The sequence below is a fragment of the Streptomyces sp. NBC_00986 genome, assembly GCF_045162565.1.
In the GTDB taxonomy this organism is placed as follows: Bacteria; Actinomycetota; Actinomycetes; order Streptomycetales; family Streptomycetaceae; genus Streptomyces.
The window spans coordinates 335,139-351,349 of the sequence record NZ_CP108733.1 but is presented as its reverse complement, the minus strand read 5'-3'; the positions used below and the strand labels follow the sequence as shown (position 1 = coordinate 351,349).

Genomic DNA, 16,211 nt, shown 5'->3' with positions numbered 1-16,211 from the left:
GTGAGTTCCACCGCGAAGCGGGCCTGAACGGGCTCGGCCTGTCGGCGCAGAGTTGAGGTGGTCGTGGTGCGCGTTCGGCTCTGAGGGCGACCGGGGATGGGCGTCGCCTCAGGTGTCGGGTGGTGGGTCGGGTGTCGCACCGGTAGCGGGTGCGGGCTTCCCGGATGAGTGCGCGGACGGTGACGAAGGCGGCGGGAAGGTTGAGGTGGAAGTCGATGACTTGGCCGTCGCGGTCGCTGCAGCGGCGAGTTCTGCCGTCGTCGTTCGTCCAGGACTGTGATCGTTCGACGACCCGGCGCTTGCCGACTTGGGTCGGGGCGGGCATGCCTTTGGCGGCGATCCGCCCGGCCAGGCCGGGCTCGTCGAGAACGTTGGCGCACGGCCTGCCGTTGTAGGCGGTGTCCAGGTGGATGCGGGCGTCTGTGGGCAGCGTTCCGAGTTGCTGTTCGGCTGCTACCAGGGTTGGTCCGAGCGGTTTGGAGTCGTGGCGGTCGGTGCCGTCGGAGGCGATGCCCGGTGGTACGCCTCGGGCCTCGACCAGGGTTGAGCGTTTCAGGCCCTGTTTGCCGCGGTGGACCGGGGGACAGGTCGGTTTTCTCGCCTTTGGCCGGGGCCTTGGTGTGGCAGTCGGCGGCGGACAGGTCGTCGAGCTCCAGGCCGGTCATTGCGTTGTAGGCGGCCAGGGCCAGTCGGTGCGGTTCATGGGCTGGGCCCGGGTGCGCCCTGGTCTTGAGCCGGTTGCGGATCGTCCGGTCCGGGCAGCCCTCGACGACCAGACGGAACACGGTCTTGTCCGGTATGCGTCGGCGATGGCAGCCATGCGGGTGGCTCGGGTCGAACTCGGGACGCTCGGGCAGCAGCAACGAGACCTGGTCCCAACGGGGGGCGAACAGGAATGGTGGAACGGCGGGCGCGGATCCTCCGATGGTGGCGAAGCGTAGAGAATTCCGAAACCATCAGGTTCGCGCCCGCCTGCCAAATCCCTGAACTGCCTGCAGGGTCCGCGTCCCTGCGCCACACGCCGTCATCGTGACCTGCGACGATGCTCCGGTCCGCGGTGAACGTCTCCTTGACCGATCCGGATCTCGTGTCATTTCCTTGGGGTGAGCACCCGGCTGCGCGCGCTGAGCGGGGCGGCAACGCACGGATCTGTGGCGGTCGCCGGGGCGTGCCGGTCGTTCAGCGTTCGTCTGTGGCGACGGGCTGGGGCATCAGCGCGTTCCACAGAGGTGTGGTTTCGCCGCGGTTGCGGGCGCTGAATTCCTGCCAGTACCAGTCCTGGCCCAGCAGTTGCTTGACGCGCGGGATGGCCTCGCCGTCGGGGCCGCTGTAGTAGCGGACCTTGACGGTGTCGCCGTCGGTCACCATGCGGAACATCACGTCGGCGGTGATCTGCGGGTCGGAGCGGACCGCGTTCATCGAGGAGAACCGCTCCATGGAGGCCAGGTAGTCCTGGGGGACGTCCTGGGCGCGGTCGACCTTGCTGAAGATGCGGGTCGCCATGTTGCCGGGGAACAGTGCCTTGACCGTGACGCCGAACTCCGCGAGCTCGGCGTGCAGCCCTTCGCTGAGCGCGGCGACCGCCGCCTTGGATGCCTCGTAGACCGAGGTGTAGGGGAAGCCGGCGTCGGCGCTGATAGAGCTGACGTTGACGATGACGCCCGAGCGCTGCTGCCGGAAGATCGGGACGAACGCCTTGTTGAGGGCCATCAGGCCGAAGACGTTGGTCTGGAACTGCCGGTGGGCCTGGTCCATCGTGGTCGCCTCCAGTGGCCCGGACTGGAAGTACCCGGCGTTGTTGATCAAGGCGTCGACTCGGCCGAACTGGGACTTCGCGAGTTCGCCGAAGGCCAGGCCGGCCTCCTCGTCGTCGACGTCGAGCAGGAGCGTCCTGACGTTCTCCAGACCGGCGTGCGCGTCCAGGTCGGTCTTCTTGCGCACAGTGGCGACGACGTTCCAGCCGGCTTCGGCGAACTGCCGCACGCTCAGCTGGCCGAAGCCGCTGGCGGTGCCGGTGATGACGATGGTCTTGGCGGTCATGGGATGCCTGCTTTCGCTGGGATGGGCGGTGGCACGAACAACGCCCGTCGGCGACGACGGGCCGTCGCTCGGCCGTGCCGGCTTCGCTTCCTAGTGAAACACGGTTGCGTTAATACTGCAACGCGGTTGCAGTATGCTGTGCGGGTGACTACACCGCAGTTCGAACGCGCCCGGAGCGCCGAAGCCAAGCACGCCCGCGAGACGGCGATCCTGGACGCTGCCGCACACCTGGCCGCGCAGCGCGGCATCCGCGCGGTGACCCTCACGGACATCGCCGCGACGGTCGGCATGCACAAGTCGGCGATGCTGCGCTACTTCGAGACCAGGGAGGAGATCTTCCTGCGGCTGGCCGCCGACGAGTGGACGCAGTGGTCACGGGACGTGCGGACCCGCCTCGGCGAGCTGGGCGACGGACCCCCGGCAGAACCCGAGACGCCGATCGCCGCTGTTGTCGCGGGCATCCTCGCCGACTCGCTCGTCGCCAGGCCGCTGTTCTGCGACCTGCTCGCCCACACGCCGCTGAATCTGGAACGCGGCGTGTCTTTCGCCGCCGTCCGGTCCTTCAAGCTGATCGCCATCGCCGAGGCCGGGGCAGTCGGCGCAGCTCTCCGCGGCATCCTGCATCTGACGGAAGAGCAGGGCGGCAACGTCGTCGCGACCGCCACCGCCATGGCCGGCGCACTGTGGCAGATGGCAGCGCCGGGAACCGAACTGCGCCGCTTCTACCAGGACACTCCCGAACTGGCCCACGCCCTGATCGATGTCGCGCCGCGGCTTGCCGACATTCTGGCCGCACTGCTGACGGGCTACCGGCGCCGGCAATGATGCATCGGTCTGACATGACGGTCGAGGTGACGTCAGTAGCGCGACCACAAACCCACTCAACCGAGTGATGGTCCTGACCTGCAGGTTCGCAATCCATGCCACATTCGACATTCATTTGACATCAGGGCATGGATTTTCACATCGGAACGCGGACCCTACACTCCCGCCCACCAAGCGAAGGCCTATCCTCGGTCGCTCTTAAGGCCCGTCCCTCGTTCAGGCGCCGAGGACGTTCCGCAGCTCCCATACGGCGAGTCTGCGGTGGTGTTCGGAGGGGATCGCTTCGTGCAAGTCCAGAACGCGGCGGTGGACCAGGCCGGTGCGGCCGCAGCCGCTGAGCAGTGTTGAGGTCTCAGTCGTCGGCTGGCAGGTCATGTCGCGCCAGCCGGTTCGGATCGTCCAGATCCTCGAGAGCCTGCTCCGACAGCCGGGCGAGTCCTGCACCACGCCCCCGGGCGAAGCATGCGTGAGCCTCGCACCTGGCGTGTTCCTTGGCGGCAGCCCGAGCGGCAGCCTCGCTGTCGTACCGCGTCACGTTGTGCCGCTCGTAGCCCTCCTGCGAGTCGGCGGAAGCCTGCCCGGCTGCAAGGGCCCTGCACCCCTCCCAGCCGTGGTACTTGTCGCCCTGTTCGCTCACCCAGAAATCCGGCATGCCGGGGAGTCTGCCATGGAGGGAGGGCTGCCTCTCAACTCCCGCTTGCCACAAGCCCTGTTGAGCCTGTCGCGCGCGGAACTGGCTGTCCCGGTGTTCGGGCTGTGGGCATCAGTCCCATGTTCTCCGACTGGCACCGGGGACTTCCGCCCGCCGTGCCGGAGTTTGTCCACAGGGAGATCGTTGTAGCGTCCTGGTCGGGTGCAGGTTTCTGGGGATGAGGTCGGCGGCTGGGCCGCTGAGTCACCCCGGTGGCCGACCTCCTCGCGGACGGCTGGAGCACCACCGCGACGGACACCGCAGCTACGACGTCGTCGGCGAACCCGTCCCGGCCGGCGGTCGTCGACGACCAGGCGGTGGGACTGCGCGAGGCCCACGGACACCGCCTGCCGGAGATAACTCTGGTCGCCCTGCGCTACGCCCGTGCCCACGACCCCGCCTTCCCCGCCCCGGCGGACAAACGCGGCGCCGAACTCCTCTACCGCGGCGGTGACTTGAAGCGCTGGGCGTGCAACCGGCCCCACGCCGCTGTCGGCACGAGCGATCTGGACCGGATCGCCACGTCCAGGGCGGGTATCGGGTTGTGATCAGTTTGCGGGTTTCGGCCTCGTGGTCGTGCCTGATCCGGCAGATCTTGGTGTGTGACGCGAGTACAACTGGCAGACGCCTAGTGGGAGTTCATTGAGCCGTACCTGCCGATCGGTGGATACGGCCCCTACCCCGAGCGGCTGCGCCGGCGGTTCGAGGGCGTGATCTGGCGGTTTCGGACGGGCGGCCAGTGGCGGGAGATGCCGCAGGAGTTCGGCGCCTGGTCGACTGTCCACAACCGCTTCCGACAGTGGAGGGATGCCGGCGTTTTCGGGGCCCTGCTGGAGGGCGTGATTACGGAAGCCGCGAAGCGTGGTGAGGTGGACTTGTCGCTGGTCAGCCTGGATTCCACCACCGTTCGGGCCCACCACGACGCCGCTGGGATGCACCTCGACTCCGACACGCTTGCCGACCTGGAGCAGGCCGCCGGGGAGGCGGAGAAGGCCCGGCAAAGGGGGGCGGCTCGGAGGAACAAAACAAGCAGGACGCCGAACACGACTCGGAACGGGACGAGCGACGACGTGTCCGGCGCAGACGCAAGCTCCGCCTGAAGGCCGCCCTGCTCGGGCTTTCCAGGGGCGGTCAGACCAGCGAGGTCCACGTTGCCGGCGAGCGCAAGTGCCGCCCGCCGGCGCTCGTGTTGACCGAAGGGCAGGCCGCTGACAGCCCTCAGTTCATCCCCGTCCTGAAGAAGGTGCGGGTCCGTGGGCCGGTCGGCCGTCCCCGTACTCGCCCCGACGCGGTCGCCGGGGACCAGGCTTACTCGTCCCGCGGCCACCGCGCTCACCTGCGCACACGTGGCATCAAGGCAGTCATCCCGGAAAAGAAGGACTAGGCCGCCAACCGGAAGAAGAGAGGCTCCACGGGTGGCCGGCCCGTCCGCCACGACATCGAGCTCTACAAGGAACGGAACACCGTCGAGCGCCTGATCAACAAGCTGAAAGCCTGGCGGGGCATCGCCACTCGCTACGACAAGACCCTTCCGAGCTACCTCGCCGGCCTCCACCTCCGCGGCGCGATGTTCTGGATCAAGGACCTGGCCAAGTGTGCCGAGGCTCGGTAGTTGTCACCGACGACACCGCATAGGCTGCGCAGAAACCAGGCCGAAGCAGCCGGACTGTCACCAGAGAGGCGCTGGAGTTGTCACGCATAGCCGATCACTGGTCTTCCTGTCGGGTCATGTCCCGCGGGGTGGTGTAGTCACGGCAGCTGTTTCGGTTCCGCTTGTGTGGTGATCTGCGGTTCGGGTTCGGTTGGCTTGGTGGTGAGGAGTTCGGCCATGGAGGCTTCGGAGAGGTAGCGGCGGTCGAAGACCTGCCATTCGTCGTGGAGTTCGGCCAGCACTGCGGCGGCGAGCCGGTCCAGGGCGGCGGGGTTGGGGAAGACCTGGACGACGTCGGCCCGCCGTTTGATCTCCCGGTTCAGCCGCTCCAGCGGGTTGGTCGACCAGATCTTCTTCCAGTGCGCCGACGGGAAGTCGGCGAACGCGGTGATGTCGGTTGCGGCGTCCAGCAGCATCGTCTTGACCCTTGGGAACTGCCGTCCGAGCATGTCGGCGACCACGTTCAGCTGGGTGCGCACCTGCTCGCCGGTGGTCTGCGCGAAGATCGTGCGGATGGTGGCGGCGACCATCTCTCCGGAACCCCTCTCGATCACCGAGAACACGTCCCGGACGAAGTGAACCCGGCAGCGTTGCCAGGCCGCGCCGAGGAAAACGGTGCGGATCGCGGCCACCAGACCACTGTGGCTGTCGGAGATGACCAGCTGGACGTTGTCCAGGCCTCGGGCCCGAAGCGAGCGCAGGAACTTCGTCCAGAACGGCTTCGACTCGCTGTCGCCGACCATCAGGCCGAGGATCTCGCGGTGCCCGGTGGCGGAAATGCCGGTCGCGATGACCACGGCCTGCGAGGCGATCCGGTGATTCACCCTCGCCTTGCAGTAGGTGGCATCCAAGAAGACGTAGGGGAAGACGGTGTGATCCAGTGGCCGTTCCTTGAACGCGGTCAGTTCCTCGTCCAGTTCGCCGCAGATCCGCGAGACCTCGGACTTGGAGATCCCGCTGTCCGCACCCAGTGCTTTGACCAGGTCATCGACCGAGCGGGTCGAGACCCCGTGCACGTATGCCTCCATCACCACGGCGAACAACGCCCGGTCGATCCGCCGCCGGCGTTCCAGCAGAGACGGGAAGAACGACCCGCTCCGCACCTTCGGGATCTTCAGATCCAGGTCACCGGCCTGCGTGGTCAGCAGCCTCTCCCGGTGTCCGTTGCGCCAGGTCGTGCGCGTCTCGGTGTGCTCACGCGGCGCGGCACCGATCACATCGGTGGCCTCGGCCTCGATCAGCTCCTGCAGGATGCGCTCGCACACCACCCTGATTGCTTCAACTCCCTCGGCCCGACGTAGTGACTCCAGCAGCCGCATCAGCTCAGACTGGGACAAGGCCATCGCGTGCTCCTCCGGTTGAACCGCCCGTTCACCAGGGAGACTTGCGCGATGGCCTGCCCTTGTTCAGGGAGCATGCACCGCCAGCGGATGCACGCCCCGGGCAGACACCCGCGCGTTCCGGGACCGTGCCCGACTACACCACCTCATGGGACGCGATCTCCTGTCGCCGGGGCACAGTGTGACTCGCGACGATCTCATCGCCATGCTCCGCGAACAGACTCCGGCATGCGGGCCTGCACGTAACGCCTTGATCGCCGGGGCTGACTTCGTCGTCTGGGACGGACTGGTCCCAGCCAACCGGCACGCGGGCGTCTTCCGGGGTCGAATGCACCACTCTTTGAAGCGTGGCCACACGATCGATGGCCTGGCCGACAGCGTCGACATCCTCAAGCGGGCCGGGGAAGAGCCGCTTCGTACCGGATCCATCGACGCGGTGGACAGGTCATCCTGGTTCACGATCTTCCTGAACTCCACGGCGACAGCAGTGGTGGCCTGCTGCGGCGGACGCCGACCCACCCCCATGGAGTCGGCCGACACCTCCGAGTCCGGCGCCCAACCGCGCAGGTGACAACAAGCCTGCCTATGGGACAACCATCGCGCTTTGGCTCACCAAGACCACCCCTTGATCACGACCGAATACTCGCCTTAGCAGCCCGACGCTGACGAACGCAACCGCCGCCACGACCGTCGCACGGCCAAATGCCGCGGGGCCGAAGGCGCAGCAGTAGCCATCACCACGATCATGGCCGGTAAGGATCGCCCGTCACAACTGACAGGGCGGTAGCACGGCACCGCATTGCGCAACTTCTGATAGCTGGAACCACCGGCAGAGCACCAAGCTGAGCCGGTCGCGGGGGTTGGGGAGACGGTCGAGAGTGCCGCGCAGATTATCGTCGGCCAGCCGCCTGGGCAGTACGACGGCGGTGGTCAGGGAGACGGTGCGGGCCAGGACACGGAAAATGAGTTTCTCCCGTTTGAGAGCGCGGAACAGCGAGCGCAGGGCGGTGGCCAGGGACTTGGCGGCTTCTCCCTGGACCGGTTCGAGTGAAGGGTGCTGTCACCGGGCACGGAGGCTGGGCAGTGTGCAGGGTGGCCCGAGCCCCCGTGGGAGCGCCGCGCCTGCTTCAGTGATCCGGACCTGCTGCGACGCGCGCTCGCGCCGTCGTCAGGAGCGCGCGAGCCGGGCCGCGAGGTAGGGCGCGGTGGCGCTGCGGCGAGACCTGGCCAACTTGGCCGGCGGCCCCGCCGCGACTACCCGCCCGCCCGCGTCGCCGCCGCCCGGCCCGAGGTCGATCACCCAGTCGGCAGTGGCGATCGTGTCCAGGTCGTGCTCGACGAGGACGACCGTGTTGCCGGCGTCGACGAGCCGGTGCAGCTGTCGCAGCAGCAGTGCGATGTCCGAGGGGTGCAGCCCCGTCGTCGGCTCGTCGAGCAGGTAGAGCGCGTGACCGCGGCGGGCTCGCTGGAGTTCGGTGGCCAATTTGATGCGTTGCGCCTCACCACCGCTGAGTTCCGTCGCGGGCTGCCCCAGCCGCAAATACCCCAGTCCCACCTCGCGCAGCGTCTCCAGACTGCGGGAGGCGGCCGGTACCGGGGACAGGAACTCGGCGGCGGCGTCGACGGACAGCTCCAGCACTTCCGCGATGTTCTTGCCGCGGTAGGTGACTTCCAGCGTTTCGGCGTTGTACCGGGCGCCCTGGCAAGTCGGGCACGGCGCGTACGTGCCGGGCAGGAACAGCAGCTCGACCGCGACGAATCCTTCGCCCTGGCAGGTCTCGCAGCGCCCTTCGGGCACGTTGAAGGAGAACCGTCCGGCCGAGTAGCCGCGCGCCCTGGCCTCGTCCGTCGCCGCGTACAGCTTGCGCACCGCGTCGAACATCCCCGTGTACGTGGCCAGGTTGGACCGGGGAGTTCGGCCGATGGGCCGTTGGTCGACCCGGACCAGGCGGTCGAACGACTCGACCCCCGACGCGTCCTGGACGTCAACCTCCAGCTGCGCCTCGTCGGGCTCCTCGGGTGCGAGTCCGAGGTGGCCGCGGACGACCTCGGCGAGGACCTGCGTCACCAGCGTCGACTTTCCGGAACCGGACACGCCCGTCACCGCCGTCAGCACGCAGAGCGGTACGTCGACGGCCACGTCGTGCAGATTATGGCGGGAGACGCCGCTCAGGTGCAGCCAACCGTGCGGTGTGCGCGGGCGGTGATCGAGCGGTTGGGCGCGCCCGAACAAGTACTGGCTCGTGGCCGATTCCCCGACCTTCTCAAGACCGGCGACCGGGCCGCTGTACAGCACGCGTCCGCCGCCCTCACCCGCGCCGGGACCGATGTCGACCACCCAGTCCGCCCGCCGTACGACGTCCATGTCGTGCTCCACGACGAACAGCGAGTTGCCCGCCGCCTTGAGGCGGTCCAGCACGTCCAGCAGCGGTTCGGCATCAGCCGGGTGCAGGCCCGCGGAGGGTTCGTCGAGGACGTAGACGACGCCGAACAGTCCCGAGCGCAACTGGGTGGCGATCCGCAGGCGCTGTGCCTCGCCGGGCGACAGGGTGGTCGAGCGGCGCCCGAGGCTGAGATATCCGAGGCCCAGGTCGAGCAGTACGTCGACCCGTGCGACCAGATCGCCGCAGATCCGGACCGCGACTTCGGTCGTCTCCCCGGATCGGGCGGTCGACGTGGTGGCGTCGGCCTCGGACCGCCCCGCGACGGGCCGCAGCAGCGCCACGACCTTGGTGAGCGGCATCGCGTTGATCTCGGCGATGGAACGTCCGGCGAAGGTCACGGCCAGCGCCTCGGGCCGCAGTCCGCTGCCATGGCACTCGGGGCAGGGCACACTCCTGACGAACCGGAGCGCCCGCTCGCGCATCTTCTCGCTCTTGGAGTCGGCGAGGACGTGCATGACGTGCTTGCGGGCGCTCCAGAACTTGCCCTGGTAGCCGTAGTCGACGCGGTCCTCCTCCGGCTCGATGTACACGGAGGGCTGCTCGTCCGTGTACAGCAACCAGTCCCGGTCCTTCTTCCTGAGCCTGCGCCACGGTCGGTCGATGTCGATCCCCAGGCCGTTCACGACACTGCGCAGATTGGCGCCCTGCCAGGCGCCCGGCCAGGCGGCGATCGCCCCCTCGCGGATGCTCAGCGAGGGGTCCGGCACGAGCAGGTCCTCGGCGACGTCGTGCACGACACCCAGTCCGTGGCACTCCGGGCAGGCCCCGGCGGCGGTGTTGGGTGAGAACGACTCGGCCTCCAGCCGTGCGGCCCCGGGCGGATAGGTGCCGGCGCGGGAGTACAGCATGCGCAGCAGATTGGACAACGTGGTGAGGGTGCCGACCGTCGAGCGCGAGCTGGGCGACCCACGTCGCTGCTGCAGGGCCACGGCGGGTGGCAGTCCGGTGATTTCCTGCACGTGCGGTGCGCCGACCTGTTGCAACAGCCTTCGGGCGTACGGTGCTACGGACTCGAAGTAACGGCGCTGGGCCTCCGCGTAGAGCGTGCCGAACGCGAGCGAGGACTTGCCCGAACCGGAAACGCCGGTGAAGGCGACCATCGCGTCCCGCGGAACGTCGACATCGATGTTCCGCAGGTTGTTCTCACTGGCGCCCCGGACATGCACGAAGGGGTCGGTCGCGTCCTTGTTCACCGTTCCTGATTACCTGATCGCACCGGGAACCGCGCGACAGGCACCGTCACCGGGCCCCGCTTGCAGACGCCATCAGGACATGACCGGCCTCGACCCCTACGACGCCGGCACACCGGCCGACTCCTGGCGCCAGCAGCCCAACGGCCCCGTCTACTGCACCGAGCTGACCATCGAGGAGCTGCCGGCGGCTCTGGCCGCGGCCGACCGCGTCAAGGACGCGGCCATCCGCGACAGCCTCCCGGAACGCTTCGCCGCCCTCCCGGCCAACCCCACCGTCGACGACGTCGGAGATGAACCGCGCCGCCCACCGCTGAGTCACCCGACGCCCGGGCTGAGGGTGACGCAGTTCTTTGCGGTGGCGGCGGAGGGCAAGAAGGCCCCGCCGAAGCGGTAGGCGCTGCGCCGGGGCTGGTGTGGAGCGGCTCGTCGAGGCTGCCGCGTGGTGCTGCGCGTCAGCGGGACGCCTGTACGCCGAGCAGGGTGAGTGCGTTGCGGATGCCCTCGTCGAGGAGTTCTTCGGAGAGTTGCCGGTCGGACAGGGCGCGGGAGAGCTGCAGCGTTCCGACCATCAGGGCGTAGACGCTGAGTGTCTTCGTGCGCGCCGAGGGCGGATCGGCGGGCGCCAGGCGAGCGGCGATACCGTCGATGACGGCGAGCACGCCGTCGGTGTATGCCTGCTTGGTCTCGTCCGGGCAGCGCCCGATCTCATCGAGGAGTGCCGCGGAGGGGCAGCCGTCGTCGGGACTGTCGCGGTGCTGGGGCGACAGATACCACCGCACGATCTGCTCGACTCCGGCGATGCCGGGGGCAGCCTGCTCGATGACGTTCGCGTACTGCGCGCGCAATTGGTCCGTGACCGCGGTGGCCACGAGGTCGTCCTTGGATGCGAAGTGGGCGTAGAAGGCGCCGTTGGTCAGTCCGGCGTCCGCCATCAGTGTTGCGACGCCCGAGCCGTCGATGCCGTCCCGCTTGAACCGGCGGCCGGCGGTCTCGATGATCCGCTGCCTCGTCGCCTGCTTGTGCTCTTTTCCGTAACGCGGCACGCGCTCGCTCCTCTGTGTGCCGGAAGGGTCACCTGCCCTCCGCCGGCTTCCCCATTGTATTGGATTGTGAACGTACTCCAATGGTGTGCCGACGGGTGTCCTGGAGCACCGGCACCCCTTCTCTGCGGCTGGCCCGGTTCACTCGTCGTCGGGTGCCATCGAGATCACGACCTTTCCGGCCGCGGTGCGGCCCTGCTCGACGTGCGCCATCGCTTCGAGCGTCCGGTCGAAGGGGAACGTTCGGTCGATGACCGGGCGGAGCTGTCCGTTGTCGTAGAGGGCGGCGAGTTCGCGCAGTTGGGTGCCGTTCGCCTGCATGAAGAAGAACTGGTAGCGCACGCCCAGGGCCTTGGCCTGCTTGCGGGTCTTGCGACTGAGCACGTTCATGACCAGGCCCAGAAAGGATGGGGCGCCGAGCTGCTTGGCGAACGCGGCGTCCGGGGGGCCCACGACGCTGATGGCCACGCCACCGGGCTTCAGCACGGTCAGCGACTTCTCGAGGTTCGTCCCGCCCAGGGAGTCCAGCACCAGGTCGTAGCCGGACAGCACCTGCGAGAAGTCCTCCTTGGTGTAGTCGACGACGATGTCGGCGCCGAGGCTCCTGACCAGCTTCTCGGACGCAGTGTTCGCGGTCGTGGCCACTGTGGCGCCGAGGTGCTTGGCGAGCTGGACGGCCGTCGATCCGAGGCCGCCGGCACCGGCATGGATGAGCACCTTCTGGCCCGGCTTCACGCGGGCGCGGTCGACGAGGATCTGCCAGGCGGCCAGGGCCACCAGAGGCACCGCGGCCGCCTCGCGGAGGGTGAGTGACTCCGGCTTGGGGGACACGTCGTCCTGGTCGATCGCAATGAACTCGGCGAAGCCGCCGATCCGCAGGTCGCGGGGACGTGCGTAGACCTCGTCGCCGACGGCCACGTCGCGCACTGCGGACCCGACCTGTGTCACGATGCCGGCGACGTCGTGGCCGAGCACGAAGGGCAGCTTGTACTTCAGGAGCCGTTTGAACTCCCCGTTACGGACCATCTTGTCCAGCGGGTTGATGCTGGCGGCACTCACTCGGACCAGGACGTCGCCGTCGCCGACGGTGGGCTCGGGAACCTCTGCGGCGCGCAGGCCGTCCTTGCCGTACTTCTCGACGATGAATGCCTTCATGTCAGCCATCCCCTCGCGTGATCTTCTCGGTTGCCTTTCGGCGGACGATGCGCATGTCGGACCACCTTCCACATCAGCTGCCGAGGTGCCGTCGAAGCCACTGCCCCATCTGCTCGATCGCCCGGTCCACCTCGGGCACACGCCCCGCCCCCAGGATGAACGAGTGCTGCCCCCCGGGCAGCGGACGGACCTCGGAGAGGATCTTGAAGTCGGCGAGTCGGCGGCCGAAGTCGGCGCCCTCGCCGGCAAGCGCCTCATACTCTCCGTAGTGGAGGGCCGTCGGCGGCAGACCGGTCAGGTCGGCGTTCAGGATGCTGATGTCGGGGTCGGTGAAGTCCACGCCGGGGTCCTGCAGCCAAGCCGCTCGGAACTGCTCGAGGATGTCCCGGCTGAGCATCTTGTCCAGTTCCTCGTTCTCGTCCACCTTCGGGTTACTGATGGTGAGGTCGGTCCACGGCGAGATGCTGATGATCGCCCCCGGGGCTGCCTCGCCCTTGGAAAGCAGGCGCAGCGGAAGCGCGATGGCCAGGGTGCCTCCGATGGAGTGGCCGGTGCTGCCGATGTTTTGCGGCTCGTAGCCCTGTGCGAGCAGCCACCGGTAGGCGGTCTCGGCGTCGTCGATCTGCGCCGGGTGGGGGTGCTCGGGCGCCAGACGGAAGCCCACGACGAGTGAGCGGGCTTCGGCCGCCTTGGCGATGTGGCCGGCGGCCTTGCGGTCCGATGTGATCGAGGCGGCGACCGATCCGCCGAAATGGAAGTGGAGCAGCGCCTTGTCGGGGTCGGCCCCCTCAGGGATGGCCCACAGGGCGGGGACGCCGTCCGCGTCCACGTCGGCGTAGGTGACGCCTTCCGGCTCGGCCGATGCCGAAGCATGTGTGTCGACGATGGCGCGGACGACGGCCAGGTCGAGGCCCGGTGTCGACGCCTTCGTGCGCACACTTTCGAGGAACTGCGCGAACTGCTGTGCTTCCGTGCTGATTCCCATGGTGATGCTCCTCGTCAGGTCAGGTCAGGTCAGGTCAGGTCAGGTCAGAACTGAACGCGCCGCTGGCGCGCACGGCAGGTCGATGGGCCGGGGGTGACGTCAGCCGGGCATCCGGTTGAATCTGCGGATCTGCTTGTCGAAGATCCCGGCGGGGACGAGGCGTCGCGCGGTGGTGATGCGTGAGGCGAGCGGTCCGGCGGTGTAGCGCAGCTTCGGCTTCGGGGCGGTGGCTGCCGTGACGATCTCCTTGGCGACGACGGCAGGGTCGTCGCCGGTCTTCATTGCCGCGGCGACCACTTCATCGAAGACACGCCGCCGCTCCGCATACAGCGGCAGGGGGGTGTCGGGCTGCGCGGCATTGGCGTCGAAGGCGGTCCGGGTGTAGCCGGGCTCAACGAGCAGGACGCGGACGCCGTGCTCGCGGACCTCGTGGTCGAGGGACTCGGAGTAGCCCTCGATGGCGTGCTTCGCGGCGACGTAGAGGGCCATATAGGGCTGCGGGACGACGCCGAGGACGGACGAGAGGTTGATGATGCGGCCACGGCCCTGGGCGCGCATGTGCGGCAGGACGGCCTTGGTCATGCGGACGAGACCGAAGAAGTTGAGGTTGAAGAGGCCCTGGGCCTGGGCGACCGAGTTCTCCTCGGCGGCGCCGGCCGAGCCGAGTCCGGCGTTGTTGACGAGGACGTCGATCCGTCCGAACCGTTCGATCACTTCCCGGACGGCGGTGGCGACGGATTCGTCACTGGTCACGTCGAGGTCGAGGAAGGTCACACCGGCGGGCGGGGTGAGTCCCAAGGTGTTCCGTCCGGTTCCGATCACCTCGAACCCGGCTGCGACCAAGGCGCGAGCGGTTGTGTTGCCGATCCCCGAGGACGCCCCCGTTACGAGTGCTAGCGGCCGATCTGTCGTCATCACAGACTCCCTGAGTCATTGAATTACGATCGTTTGTCTTACGGTCGTAATTCTATGGCGCGACGGGATGGATGGCAAGGGGGAGGCTCCGGTGATCGGCGGGGGTTCGGCGGCCCGTTTCTGATCTTGCTCGCGCAAAGGACCGTTTGTGAGAGCCGGGCATCACTTCAGTCAGTGGGGCAGGTCGGCGGTGAGGGCGTCGGCGAGGGCGTGGGGGCCTATGGGGAAGGCGTCGTGGGCTTCGCCAGGGATCTCGACGAAGCGGGCGTCGGGCAGGGCCTTGTGCAGGCGGCGGGAGGCGTCGGTCAGCCGGCGGGGGCCGAGCTCGCCGATCACGAGGAGGGCCGGGATGGTGAGGGTGGCGAAGCTGGTGAGGTCGTCGCCGAAGCTGTCCATCGCGCGCATCTCGCGGTCCCATGTCAGGGTCATGGACGCACGGATGGCCCAGAACGGGGTCTGGCGGAACTCCTCGATGGCCTCGTCGGGGAACTTCAGGAAGTTCCGCAGCCAGGGTGAGGGCATGCTCGAGGGCGCCTGCCTGGACGGCCTCCTCGAAGGGGCGATGGCATCGCCGCCGACGGGGCCGCCCAGCAGGATCGGCTCGTAGAGGATGAACGCCGCCGGGGGGCTGGTGCAGGGCGTGAGCGAGGGTGACCAGTCCGCCGTAGGAGCGGCCGAGCGGTATCGCGTCATGGCCGGCGAGGTCGAGGACGGCGGCAGTGTCGTCGGCCTCCTGCTGGATGGTGTGCGTGCTGTGGTCGCCGCTGGCGCCCCGGCCGCGGCGGTCGATCGCGTAGGTGGTGAAGTGCGGGGCCGGCAGGTCGGCGAGGATCTGCCAGTCCTGGGCGGCGTTGAGGGCGCCGGGGGAGGCGACCAGAGGGCGGCCCTGGCCGGTGACCGTGACGGCGATCTTTGTGTGCGGCCGGGCGGGCAGCCCGCCCGGGCTGGCCATGCAGGCGGTACGGGGAAGGCGCCTCCACCTGCATCGAAACGATGTTCACATCGTTTCGATGGGAGATCCTGGAGTCATGCTTGAACTCGCGATACTCGGCTTCCTCGCCGCAGGCCCCCTGCCCGGTCACGAGCTGCGCCGCCGCATCACGCACCTGACCGGCTACAGCCGTCCGGTCAGCGACGGCACCCTCTACCCGGCGATCAGCCGGCTGACGAAGGCCGGACTGATCGAACGGCGCCCCGCACCGGCGAGCAGGTCGGGGTCCAGCCCTGTGTCCGGACCGCGGTCACCGGCGGTGACCTCCAGGGTGTCGGGGACGACGTCGGCGGCGACCTCGCGTCGCCGTCTGCGCCACCACGACACCCGGGTGTTGAACGCGGTCCGGACCACCCAGGCGCGGGGCGCGGAGTGCCGGCGCACCACGTGCCACGACGTCCAGGCGCGGGTGAACGCCTCGGTGACCAGGTCCTCGGCCAACTGCCGATCACCCACCCCGGCCAGCACCGCCCGCAGGCAGACGTCCCGATTGGCTTCGTAGAACTCGCTGAACTCCAGCTGCTTCACACCCCCTGAACGCTTCGGGGCCGCGATCGGCTTACCTACTCTGGTGGCTGGCTCCAGCGGCAGTCGTCCAAGGCGGAGTTGAAGCCAGCGTGACAGCGGGTCGTCCGGGTGGGTCCAGGCTGAACAGTTCCCGGGCGCGGGGCGGCCGGTACCTCAGGGCGTCGGGCTGGATCGTCAATCGTTGTGCAGTCTCGCCGACGCTGCCCACGGCGCCCAGCCATGCGGTGAGCGAGGCGGCGTAGGCGCTGCCCCGGGTGCGGTCGCGTAGACCGACTCGGCGCACCGTCAGGGTCTGCCCCCGAGTGATGCCTCCTCGCAGTCCGTAACTGAGTGCCGTAGGCCGGGACGAGCGCCTGCCCGTCCCGTGCCTGGATGCGGGATCATCCCATCCGCCGGCCCCTGACGACCGGCCA

Annotated in this window: 14 protein-coding genes and 3 pseudogenes; 6 read left to right on the top strand and 11 right to left on the bottom strand. The window is 68.5% G+C overall.

All coding sequences use genetic code 11. From position 1 onward, the window contains the following. Positions 1 to 106 precede the first annotated feature (106 nt). Together OG504_RS01455 and OG504_RS01450 are read right to left on the bottom strand one after the other, a co-directional pair. Positions 107 to 926, bottom strand: a pseudogene (locus OG504_RS01455) (IS5/IS1182 family transposase); the annotation flags it as partial. A gap of 253 nt (positions 927 to 1,179) precedes the next feature. After that, a complete protein-coding gene (locus tag OG504_RS01450) occupies positions 1,180 to 2,040 on the bottom strand; it encodes an SDR family oxidoreductase (protein WP_405987989.1) in 861 nt (286 codons plus the stop codon). 144 nt (positions 2,041 to 2,184) lie between these two features. On the opposite strand from OG504_RS01450, the gene OG504_RS01445 reads away from it, so the two are divergent. After that, entirely contained in the window at positions 2,185 to 2,865 is a 681-nt protein-coding gene (locus OG504_RS01445) for a TetR/AcrR family transcriptional regulator (protein WP_405987988.1), read from the top strand. Positions 2,866 to 3,217: 352 nt separating this feature from the next. Here the strand turns inward: OG504_RS01445 and OG504_RS01440 are convergent, their stop codons facing one another. Continuing rightward, positions 3,218 to 3,517 (bottom strand): hypothetical protein, encoded by a 300-nt coding sequence (locus OG504_RS01440; protein ID WP_405987987.1) that lies wholly within the window; start codon positions 3,515 to 3,517, stop codon positions 3,218 to 3,220. Positions 3,518 to 3,768: 251 nt separating this feature from the next. Between OG504_RS01440 and OG504_RS01435 the strand changes: the two genes are divergently transcribed. Together OG504_RS01435 and OG504_RS01430 are read left to right on the top strand one after the other, a co-directional pair. Next, entirely contained in the window at positions 3,769 to 4,104 is a 336-nt protein-coding gene (locus OG504_RS01435; protein WP_405987986.1) for a hypothetical protein, read from the top strand. 93 nt (positions 4,105 to 4,197) lie between these two features. After that, a pseudogene (locus tag OG504_RS01430) lies at positions 4,198 to 5,168 on the top strand (IS5 family transposase). Positions 5,169 to 5,305: 137 nt separating this feature from the next. On the opposite strand, the gene OG504_RS01425 reads toward OG504_RS01430, so the two are convergent. Further along, on the bottom strand, positions 5,306 to 6,550 hold the full coding sequence (locus OG504_RS01425; protein WP_405987985.1) for an IS256 family transposase: 1,245 nt from the start codon (positions 6,548 to 6,550) through the stop codon (positions 5,306 to 5,308). Positions 6,551 to 6,695: 145 nt separating this feature from the next. Here OG504_RS01425 and OG504_RS01420 point away from each other — a divergent pair, with 145 nt between their 5' ends. Continuing rightward, the gene (locus OG504_RS01420; protein WP_405987984.1) at positions 6,696 to 7,118 is read left to right on the top strand and encodes a hypothetical protein; all 423 of its coding nucleotides are present in this window, start codon (positions 6,696 to 6,698) and stop codon (positions 7,116 to 7,118) included. A gap of 597 nt (positions 7,119 to 7,715) precedes the next feature. On the opposite strand, the gene uvrA is transcribed toward OG504_RS01420, so the two are convergent. Beyond that, positions 7,716 to 10,184: an excinuclease ABC subunit UvrA gene (gene uvrA / locus OG504_RS01415; protein ID WP_405987983.1), complete on the bottom strand. Its 2,469-nt coding sequence runs from the start codon at positions 10,182 to 10,184 to the stop codon at positions 7,716 to 7,718. Between the two features lie 79 nt (positions 10,185 to 10,263). On the opposite strand from uvrA, the gene OG504_RS01410 reads away from it, so the two are divergent. Then, a complete protein-coding gene (locus tag OG504_RS01410; protein WP_405987982.1) occupies positions 10,264 to 10,578 on the top strand; it encodes a hypothetical protein in 315 nt (104 codons plus the stop codon). Positions 10,579 to 10,636: 58 nt separating this feature from the next. Here OG504_RS01410 and OG504_RS01405 read toward each other — a convergent pair whose 3' ends face one another. From OG504_RS01405 to OG504_RS01385, 5 genes are all read right to left on the bottom strand, one after another. Continuing rightward, positions 10,637 to 11,227, bottom strand: a complete 591-nt coding sequence (locus tag OG504_RS01405; protein WP_405987981.1) for a TetR/AcrR family transcriptional regulator — start codon at positions 11,225 to 11,227, stop codon at positions 10,637 to 10,639. Positions 11,228 to 11,365: 138 nt separating this feature from the next. Continuing rightward, positions 11,366 to 12,379: an NADP-dependent oxidoreductase gene (locus OG504_RS01400; RefSeq protein ID WP_405987980.1), complete on the bottom strand. Its 1,014-nt coding sequence runs from the start codon at positions 12,377 to 12,379 to the stop codon at positions 11,366 to 11,368. 73 nt (positions 12,380 to 12,452) lie between these two features. Further along, positions 12,453 to 13,364: an alpha/beta hydrolase gene (locus tag OG504_RS01395; protein WP_405987979.1), complete on the bottom strand. Its 912-nt coding sequence runs from the start codon at positions 13,362 to 13,364 to the stop codon at positions 12,453 to 12,455. 99 nt (positions 13,365 to 13,463) lie between these two features. Next, positions 13,464 to 14,279 carry an oxidoreductase gene (locus OG504_RS01390; RefSeq protein WP_405987978.1) on the bottom strand — a complete coding sequence of 272 codons (816 nt, stop codon included), beginning with the start codon at positions 14,277 to 14,279 and terminating at the stop codon, positions 13,464 to 13,466. A 171-nt stretch (positions 14,280 to 14,450) separates the two neighbouring features. Beyond that, the gene (locus tag OG504_RS01385) at positions 14,451 to 14,972 is read right to left on the bottom strand and encodes an alpha/beta fold hydrolase (protein ID WP_405987977.1); all 522 of its coding nucleotides are present in this window, start codon (positions 14,970 to 14,972) and stop codon (positions 14,451 to 14,453) included. A gap of 335 nt (positions 14,973 to 15,307) precedes the next feature. Between OG504_RS01385 and OG504_RS01380 the strand changes: the two are divergent. After that, positions 15,308 to 15,487: pseudogene (locus OG504_RS01380) on the top strand (PadR family transcriptional regulator); the annotation flags it as partial. On the opposite strand, the gene OG504_RS01375 reads toward OG504_RS01380, so the two are convergent. Then, positions 15,424 to 15,798 carry a sigma factor gene (locus OG504_RS01375; protein ID WP_405987976.1) on the bottom strand — a complete coding sequence of 125 codons (375 nt, stop codon included), beginning with the start codon at positions 15,796 to 15,798 and terminating at the stop codon, positions 15,424 to 15,426. The pseudogene OG504_RS01380 and the gene OG504_RS01375 sit on opposite strands and share 64 nt — an antisense overlap. Between the last annotated feature and the right edge of the window lie 413 nt (positions 15,799 to 16,211).

Coding starts and splice junctions, on each gene's coding strand:
- OG504_RS01450 (WP_405987989.1), bottom strand. CDS start 2,040: ATGACCGCCAAGACCATCGTCATCACCGGCACCGCCAGCGGCTTCGGC.
- OG504_RS01440 (WP_405987987.1), bottom strand. CDS start 3,517: ATGCCGGATTTCTGGGTGAGCGAACAGGGCGACAAGTACCACGGCTGG.
- OG504_RS01425 (WP_405987985.1), bottom strand. CDS start 6,550: ATGGCCTTGTCCCAGTCTGAGCTGATGCGGCTGCTGGAGTCACTACGT.
- OG504_RS01420 (WP_405987984.1), top strand. CDS start 6,696: ATGGGACGCGATCTCCTGTCGCCGGGGCACAGTGTGACTCGCGACGAT.
- OG504_RS01410 (WP_405987982.1), top strand. CDS start 10,264: ATGACCGGCCTCGACCCCTACGACGCCGGCACACCGGCCGACTCCTGG.
- OG504_RS01400 (WP_405987980.1), bottom strand. CDS start 12,379: ATGAAGGCATTCATCGTCGAGAAGTACGGCAAGGACGGCCTGCGCGCC.
- OG504_RS01395 (WP_405987979.1), bottom strand. CDS start 13,364: ATGGGAATCAGCACGGAAGCACAGCAGTTCGCGCAGTTCCTCGAAAGT.
- OG504_RS01390 (WP_405987978.1), bottom strand. CDS start 14,279: ATGACGACAGATCGGCCGCTAGCACTCGTAACGGGGGCGTCCTCGGGG.
- OG504_RS01385 (WP_405987977.1), bottom strand. CDS start 14,972: ATGACGCGATACCGCTCGGCCGCTCCTACGGCGGACTGGTCACCCTCG.